Source organism: Pseudovibrio sp. W64 (assembly GCF_001623145.1).
Lineage (GTDB): Bacteria > Pseudomonadota > Alphaproteobacteria > Rhizobiales > Stappiaceae > Pseudovibrio.
The window spans coordinates 43,982-52,864 of record NZ_LMCI01000030.1 but is presented as its reverse complement, the minus strand read 5'-3'; the positions used below and the strand labels follow the sequence as shown (position 1 = coordinate 52,864).

Annotated in this window: 3 protein-coding genes; 2 read left to right on the top strand and 1 reads right to left on the bottom strand. The window is 50.2% G+C overall.

The window, feature by feature from the left end; all coding sequences use genetic code 11:
• Positions 1–156: 156 nt before the first annotated feature.
• Positions 157–2,895 (bottom strand): DNA mismatch repair protein MutS, encoded by a 2,739-nt coding sequence (gene mutS / locus PsW64_RS13070; protein ID WP_063303886.1) that lies wholly within the window; start codon positions 2,893–2,895, stop codon positions 157–159.
• A 140-nt stretch (positions 2,896–3,035) separates the two neighbouring features.
• Here mutS and PsW64_RS13065 point away from each other — a divergent pair, with 140 nt between their 5' ends.
• Entirely contained in the window at positions 3,036–5,318 is a 2,283-nt protein-coding gene (locus PsW64_RS13065; RefSeq protein ID WP_063303885.1) for an NADP-dependent malic enzyme, read from the top strand.
• Between the two features lie 251 nt (positions 5,319–5,569).
• A complete protein-coding gene (locus PsW64_RS13060; RefSeq protein ID WP_063303884.1) occupies positions 5,570–8,866 on the top strand; it encodes a hypothetical protein in 3,297 nt (1,098 codons plus the stop codon).
• The last annotated feature ends 17 nt before the right edge of the window (positions 8,867–8,883 follow it).

Here is an 8,883-nt window from a genome sequence, read left to right as displayed (position 1 = left end):
CGGGCAAGGCGTGTAGCCAATGCTGAAGAAACATTTTTAAACAAGTAGCGCAGGTATTGCCTGCCGCCTTGCTCATCCCGCCTATCGGGTTTCACATGAAAACACCGCCGGAAATCTCCAGCGGTGCTAAAACTGTTTGTGCTTTCAGTACTCAGCTCAGTTTGAGCTGAGCTGTTTGTGCTTTTGCTTGAGAGCATAGAGCGCTTCCTGGGCCTGACGCGGTGTCATATCATCAGGATCAAAGGTCTCCAGCAGTTCAACAAGCTCATTGGAAACAAAGGCTTCCTCTTGCTCTTCCGGTTCCGGAATGGTTTCCAGAGGCTGCGAGAAGGATGCAAAGAGCGGCAGATCATCCAAAAGCGTCTCAGCAGGCTTGTTGGTGTCTTGCTCTTCCAGCTGCGTCAGGATCTTTTGCGCGCGGCTGACAACAGTCTTCGGCAGACCAGCTAGTTTTGCGACCTGAATACCATAGGAACGATCAGCAGCGCCTTCGACGATTTCGTGAAGGAAGACAACATCGCCTTTCCACTCTTTCACACGCACGGTCGCGTTGTTGAGACGCTCCAAACGCTTTGAGAGTGCTGTGATTTCATGATAGTGCGTCGCGAAGAGCGAACGAGAGCGGTTGGTTTCGTGCAGATGCTCAATGGCAGCCCATGCAATGGAAAGACCGTCAAAAGTCGCTGTTCCGCGTCCGATTTCATCCAAAATAACCAGAGAGCGGTCCGTTGCCTGATTGAGAATGGCAGCCGTTTCCACCATCTCAACCATAAAGGTTGAGCGGCCTCTGGCAAGGTCATCAGCCGCGCCAACACGAGAGAACAAGCGATCTACAATGCCAATGTGAGCAGTCGTTGCAGGAACGAAACTACCCATTTGAGCCAGCACTGCGATCAATGCATTCTGGCGCAGGAAGGTTGATTTACCGGCCATGTTGGGACCAGTGATCAGCCAGATCTGGCCGTTTTCATAGGTTTCCTGCGGGCCAAGATTGGCATTGTTTGCCACAAAAGGTTCGCCAGATTTGCGAAGGGCTTGCTCCACCACAGGGTGACGACCGCCTTCAATCGTAAATGCGAGCGAGCCGTCTACAGTTGGACGGATGTAGTTTTCCGCTTCTGCCAAAACCGCAAGAGAGGTTGAAACATCCAGTATGGCGAGAGCTTCAGCTGCTGCTTTGATCTGGCCACCGGCTTCAACAACAGCTTTGGTCAGCTCGTTGAATATTTCCAGTTCAATCGCAAGGGCACGCTCTCCAGCGCTTGCGATTTTGCTTTCCAGATCAGCAAGATCGGTGGTCGTGAAGCGCATGGCGCCAGCCATAGACTGACGGTGAATGAAGCGAGCAGGGTCATCCTTCATCGGATCACACTGCGCGGTCGGCGCTTCCATGAACCAGCCAAGCACGTTGTTGTGCTTGATCTTCAGTGAGCGGATTCCAAGCTCCTCAGCCAGATCCGCCTGCATCTGTGCGATGACTTTTCGGCTCTGATCGCGAAGGGCTTTGAGCTCATCAAGGTCTGGATGATAGTTATGCGCAATGAAACCGCCGTCTCGCTTGAGAAGTGGCGGTTCTTCTGCAATTGCGACGCTAAGCTTTTCACCCAACGCATGCGGTGCCTGCTCCAGCTTTTGCACGGCAAAGCCAACTTCCTGAGGGACGGCGCCGCCAGAGGCCAGCAAACCTGCGATTTCTCGCGCAGATTTCATTGCAGACGCGATGGACTGCAAATCACGCGGGCCACCACGGTCCACTGCAAGACGGGACAGTGCACGAGACATATCCGGCGCGGACTTCAGCAGGCTGCGGATATCCTCACGCTGCATGGTGTCGGACGCAAAAAACGCAATGGTGTCCTGACGATGACGGATTTGTTCCGGATCCGTAAGGGGACCGGACAGACGACTGGCGAGCAGGCGAGAACCCGCTCCGGTCACGGTTTTATCAATGGCGGACAGCAAGCTGCCTCGACGTTCGCCGGACAGCGTACGGGTCAGCTCAAGGTTGGCGCGGGTTGCCGGATCAATCAGCAACTGGCCTGCAGCGGCTTCTTTGACCGGAGGATCCAAAGGAGGGCGCTCGCCGAGCTGAGTTTTGTCGATGTAAGCCAGAATGCCGCTGGCTGCGATCAGTTCAGCCCGGGTGTAGTTGGCGAACCCGTCCAGCGTGCCGACGGAGAAGTAGGTGGAGAGGCGATCCTGAGCGTTTGCGCCATCAAAAAACGTGCGAGGAACAGGAGAAAGGGCAGCGCCAAGTCCTTCGACTGTCGCTCGCAACTCGGTTTCCTGAAGAAGTGCGTCAGCAAGCACCAATTCTGATGGATCAATGCGCGCCAGATCAGCAGCAAGGCGCACATCGTCACTTTCAGCCACGCGGAACATGCCCGTGGACATGTCAATCCAGGCGAGACCATAGAGGTTTCCGTCAGCCGTGCTTCCGCCTTTGACCCGCGCTAACGAGGCAAGGAAGTTGTTTCGTCTGGCATCCAGAAGGCGGTCTTCCGTGATCGTACCCGGTGTCACCAAGCGCACCACATCGCGGCGAACAACAGATTTAGAGCCACGCTTTTTGGCTTCTGCCGGATTTTCCGTCTGCTCACAGACAGAAACGCGGTGGCCAAGGCCGATCAGTTTTTGCAGATAATCATCAGCGGCATGCACGGGAACGCCGCACATGGGAATATCATCACCATTATGCTTGCCACGTTTGGTGAGCGTAATTCCGAGAGATTGGGATGCAACTTCTGCATCTTCAAAAAACAGCTCGTAGAAATCACCCATTCGGTAGAACAGGAGACTGTCCGGATTTGCCGTCTTAATCTCAATATATTGCGCCATCATGGGTGTGACGCGGCCTTTTGCTGGGGAAGGCTTTTCAATATCTGCTGTAGTCATGGCGCAGACACTAGCAAATGGTTCTATGTGTTTCACCCGTGTCAGTTTAGTTCACAGCTTGAGAACGAGATTTTACGGGGATAATGTCGTCCAGTGATATTTGAAAAGAACACTGCGCTTGAGGGTGAGGAATTTTTCGCATGCCAACCACTGATAAAACAGCAAGCTCGCAGGTCAGCTTTACTGACCAAGACGCGTTAGCCTTCCATAACGAAGGCAAACCGGGCAAGCTTGAAATCTCGCCAACCAAGCCAATGGCCACTCAGCGCGACCTGAGCCTGGCCTATTCTCCTGGCGTTGCTGTTCCTGTGCTGGCAATTGCAGAAGACGCAAGCAAGGCATACGACTACACCACCAAAGGCAACATGGTTGCGGTTATCTCCAACGGTACCGCTATTCTTGGCCTCGGAAACCTTGGCGCATTGGCTTCCAAGCCAGTGATGGAAGGCAAATCAGTTCTCTTCAAGCGCTTTGCTGATGTGGATTCCATTGACCTTGAAGTGGACACTTCCGACGTTGAGGAGTTCATCGACTCTGTAAAGCACCTCGGCCCTTCCTTCGGTGGCATCAACCTTGAAGACATCAAGGCGCCGGATTGCTTTATCATCGAGCAGCGCCTTCGTGAGATCATGGACATTCCGGTGTTCCATGATGATCAGCACGGCACAGCTATTATCGCTGCTGCAGGCTTGATCAACGCAGTTCATATGACAGATCGCGACATCAAAGATGTGAAAGTGGTCTGTAATGGCGCGGGCGCGGCTGGCATTGCTTGTATCGAGCTTGTTAAAGCGATGGGTGTTCCGCATGAGAACGTTCTTCTCTGCGATACAAAAGGTGTGATTTATCAGGGTCGTGAAGCTGGGATGAACCAGTGGAAGAGCGCCCATGCTGTGAAGACAGACAAGCGCACCCTTGAGGACGCGCTGGATGGTGCCGATGTGTTCTTTGGTGTTTCCGTCAAGGGTGCTTTGACACCTGACATGGTGAAGACCATGGCGCCGGACCCAATTATCTTTGCGATGGCGAATCCGGATCCTGAGATTACGCCGGAAGAAGCCAAGGAAGTTCGCCCGGATGCGATTGTTGCAACGGGTCGTTCTGATTACCCGAATCAGGTGAACAACGTTCTTGGGTTCCCGTATATCTTCCGCGGTGCGTTGGACGTTCATGCAACAACCATTAATGATGAGATGAAAGTTGCCTGCGCTCAGGCGCTTGCTGAGCTGGCTCGCGAAGATGTTCCTGATGAAGTGGCAGCAGCTTATCGTGGCAGCCGTCCTCGTTTCGGTCCCGAATACATCATTCCGGTTCCGTTCGATCCGCGCCTGATTTCCCGTATTCCTCAAGCAGTTGCACAGGCTGCGATGGATAGCGGCGTGGCACGTCGCCCGATCGTGGACATGGATGCTTATGGTGCGCAGCTACAGGGTCGCCGAGATCCGATTGCCGGTACTTTGCAGCGGATCATCTCCAAAGTGCGTCAAAATCCGAAGCGCATTGTGTTTGCGGAAGGGGAAGAGCCAGCGGTTATTCGTGCAGCTTCCGCCTTTGTTGCACAAGGGTTGGGTGAGGCTATCCTTGTTGGCCGTGAAGATGAGATCCGCGCCAATGCGACATCTGCCGGTATTGATGTGAACCGCCCAGGCATTCGCCTTGAAAGTGCGCGATCCTCCACCCGCAATGCAGATTACGCGGAATATCTGTACTCTCGCCTGCAACGTAAAGGCTACCTGCAACGTGATTGTCAGCGTCTCGTCAACAATGACCGTAACTACTGGGCGTCCATTATGGTTGCGCGCGGTGATGCTGATGGCGTTGTAACGGGAACAACACGAAACTATTCCGTTGCGCTGGAAACCGTCAGCCGCTGTATCGATACCAAACCGGGGCACCGCGTGATTGGCGTTTCACTTGTTGTGACACCGGGCAAAACCGTTCTTGTGGCCGATACGGCTGTTCATGACATGCCGACCTCAGAGGAACTGGCGGATATTGCGGAAGAAGCAGCGCATGTTGCCCGCCGTCTTGGGTCCGAGCCTCGCGTTGCTATGCTGGCGTACTCCACATTTGGTCACCCGAAAGGTGAGCGAACAGAGCGTCTTCAGGAAGCCGTTAAGATCCTTGATCGTCGCCGGGTAGACTTTGAGTATGATGGTGAGATGGGTGCAGATATTGCACTTAACATGGAGAAGATGGCGGCTTATCCGTTCTGCCGCCTGAATGGACCTGCAAACGTGCTCATTATGCCTGCGTTCCACTCCGCTTCCATCGCGACGAAATTGCTGGAAGAGCTTGGCGGATCAACACTTATTGGCCCACTTCTGGTTGGTATGGACAAGCCGGTTCAGATTGTACCGATGGGTGCCAAGGATAGCGAGATCTTCAATATGGCAGCTATTGCGGCCTACAACATCACTTAGGTCTGACGGAATTGTGAGATCAGAAAAAGCGCCGCTTCTGCGGCGCTTTTTTATTCCCTAAGCCTCTGATGAAACTACACTTCTATCTGAAAGAAATTATATTAATTACAGATCTCTCAAAAATGGCCAAACAGTCTCAAACCTCTCTTCACCTTGCTATCTAAATGCATGCGAATTGGGTCCGTGTTTATAGATATTGTTGGCCTCAACATTGATAGCCTTAAGGGCCTGGGAAAGTTGGGAGTCGATCTATGGTTAAAGGTACGCTCGAAGTTACTGAGTACCAATGGGCGCAGAAGGTTTACAAGCAAAACTCATGGCCGTTCGATGCATATGACGGCGACCCCACTCCTGCTTCGATTGAGGCTCACTGCAAAAGTCGTTCTGCTCAATACAAAGCAGAACTTAAGAGTTACAAGGCGCTAAAACCCACTCTCCAAACAGACGCTCAAATGCAAACGTTTGATAGTCTTTGCGAGCAAACTCAAAGTCGCATGAAGAATGCAGACTATCTATTGCAAACTGGCGATTTTCTTGATGCGGATAGCACACTGGATGACATCGCAGCACTCGTTGATGGTATCGGAATTTTAGTAGGGAAGAGTCGGGCTTCCGAGCCGCAGAAAAATGGCATCGATGGCAAGCAAACCGCTGAAAGCGCAGCACCGCACGTTGATCCACTTAAAGCTCTGCAACAACGTGCAACAGAATTTTCAGCAAAGTTGAAAGGATACAAGGCTGAGCGAAAAATACTCGTTTCAAAAGATCAAAAAACCCTGTTCGATCAACTCTTCAAGCAAGCTGCTTCGACAATGACATACGTCACCAACCTGGTAAAAAGCGGAGATACGGCGGGCGCTGATCAGAGGCTTTTTGATGCGGAAGCGCAATTACAAGGCGTCCAGCAAGTACTTGAAATACAGAAACAGATTGTTCGCGAAACTGAAAATATTAAAACGGCTATTAAAGACACTAATACCCGTCTTTCGGAAGCCAACGGGCTGCGCAAAACCATTAAATCCCCACAGGAGCAAAAAGCATTCTCCGATTCTTCAAAGCGAGTAAAAGTACAAATTAAGCAAGTTGAGGGCTTGCTTAAACGACATGAACTTGATGCCTGTCAGACAGAGTTGAAGGTCCTCGGTAATCTGGTTGAGAAAGTAGAGAGCTACGTCAAATTTGTTCCCGTTGATCCAAGCCTTAGCAAGCAATTGAAAACGACACGGATTGAAATCCAATCTTGCTATCAGCAGGTAAATGAAGTTCCTGACAAAGCCCTCAAACGGGATTTTGAAAAGAACTATCAAGTTGCTATCAGCTTGCTAGCGGAGACAGAGGATCTCATTGAAGGTCATGGTCGTTCCTCTGAAGAAGCTATTGCAGCCAATTTAGCGACGCTTAAGAACTTAACTGAAGCATTGATAGGTTGCGTGGTCAGCGCAAAGGAAGCTGCAACACAACAAGCAACTAATCAACCGACAGGAAGACGGTCGCGGCCAAACTCAGCTTCGAAGAATGCAGCTCAAAATGCGCTAAATAAAGCTCTTTCCGATTGCACAGGATCTTTGGATGTGGCTCAAGCAAATCTCAACGAGCTTTTGAGGTCTGGGTCCGAGATCAAAGATGCTGCTCTTGCCAGCAGCTTTGCTCAGTATAACAGTGCGGCGCAGACCTATATCACCGAAGGCAAGCAGTATGTAGAGGATCGGAAACTTCAGGAAGCACGAGGCAAACTTGCTACTTGTGAGGATGCAATCAACTCAATGCGGTTCTTCTTAGAATCCGCTCAAGGTTCTCCCGATTTGCAGGCGCCAGAGCAGCAACCATCGCCTCACGATCAAACTGCCTCACCCAGTCAATCCGATCCCATAGCTTCACACCAAGAAGCTCAGCTTAATGAAGAACGTCTTTTAGAAGAAACAAGGCAAAGAGCTAGCTCTATTCGCAACGCATTGAAAGAAGCAAGAAAGAGGGAAAAGCGTCTGAAGCAGCAACAGGCATCGATCACTGACCAGCAGCTAATGGCACAATTTGTCTCGATGATTGAGCAAGCAGACAAAACAATCCGAGATGTAGGCGTTATGCTTTCTTCAAGACGTGACGGTCGTATCGAATACTCTGAGCAACGCTTACCCTTGATTGATCAGCTCTATCAAAAAGCCCAGGAAATCCTTGATCTGAATAATACTCCTCAACAACACCCCAAAACGCAGGGTGCTCAAAAAACTAGTGATGATGGAGCAAAACAGGCCTTAACTGATCAACTGAAACAGTTAAAAAATGTGATTGCAGTCTCGGTAGCGAATGAATCCACGATTTCAGATCCAAAAATCCTGGATGAAATTGCAACCTATAAAATGCTTTCTGATCAGATGGTTAGTCAGATTGAATTGTACCTGGAAAACAATGACACAAAAGCTGCCCGAGATACTCTGCAGCAACTTCAAGATGTCAGCAAAAACCTTCAGGCCTGTGTAAAGCAGCAGCCGGGATCGGCACAAGAAGAAAAGCGCGCAGAACCAGAACCCATCACTACTCCAAATATCGCTGAGGCCAAAAAATGGGCAAAATCCTTGAAGGGGTTGAAAGCAAGCATACCTAATGAAGACAAAATCCCAGTTTTTGAGAACTGCCAACTGTTGAGTTCAGAATTGATACCGATGATTGAACGTTCAATTAGATCAGGTAACATGGCAGAAGCAGAGGCTCTCCTTGAGCAAGTTGCTGGCTTAATGCGTGAAGTTCAAGAAATAATGTCGGAAAAGAAGTATATTCTTGTACCTTACAAGCATGCAGCCCCGGGCATTCTGAACAACGTCGACTCTCGCAAAACGCCTAGCGGCCCTAATCCAGAACTCTACTGCGAGGAACAAGACGGTAAGTTTTGTCTGAAGCATGCTCTTAATGCGTGTTTGGGTTTTGGAGCAGTATCTCCGCAAGACATGGAAGATGCTCTTTTACAAAATACCTGTGAAGGTTACAAAAACCAGTCCGATATCATAACTTTTGGGGAAGTACGCGAGTATTATCCTGGCTTAACAATCGAAGAGATGCGCCGTCAGATTTCAGAAGACGCTGATGGCTTTTTCCTTAAATCCGCAAAAAAGCAATTCGAGTTGCTCTACGAGGGAATGACACCTGAAGACTATATTCGAGAACGTGGAGCAGATCCTCATACTGGTATGGCCATAATAAAATCAAAACAACAACAACTCGGAGTGCCTAACCTAAAGGATACCCATCTTGATAAGCCTAACTCAGAAGCAGACCTTCAAGCTAATGTGAAGAAAGTCACAGACCTTACGAAAGACGGCACCGTAGATCGATTGATTGTAGGAGCAGGAGCTCATTTTATTGCTCTTCGAAGGAATACTGAAGGTGAGTGGTTTGAAGTGGATAGTAAATCCCCCACGGCGAGAAAAGTTGAACTAGAAGAATATGTTAGACTGAAAGCTAAGCAACACAAGGATGAAGCAATCACAATTATGCACTTTGATGGGGATGTGAACGCTGATGCCACCAAGGGAGCTTCTCAACCTAAAAGATAAGCTGAGAAGCTGACAAG

Bases quoted from the DNA above. Each gene is read 5' to 3' on its own strand.
- mutS (WP_063303886.1), bottom strand. From the start codon at position 2,895: ATGACTACAGCAGATATTGAAAAGCCTTCCCCAGCAAAAGGCCGCGTC.
- PsW64_RS13065 (WP_063303885.1), top strand. From the start codon at position 3,036: ATGCCAACCACTGATAAAACAGCAAGCTCGCAGGTCAGCTTTACTGAC.
- PsW64_RS13060 (WP_063303884.1), top strand. From the start codon at position 5,570: ATGGTTAAAGGTACGCTCGAAGTTACTGAGTACCAATGGGCGCAGAAG.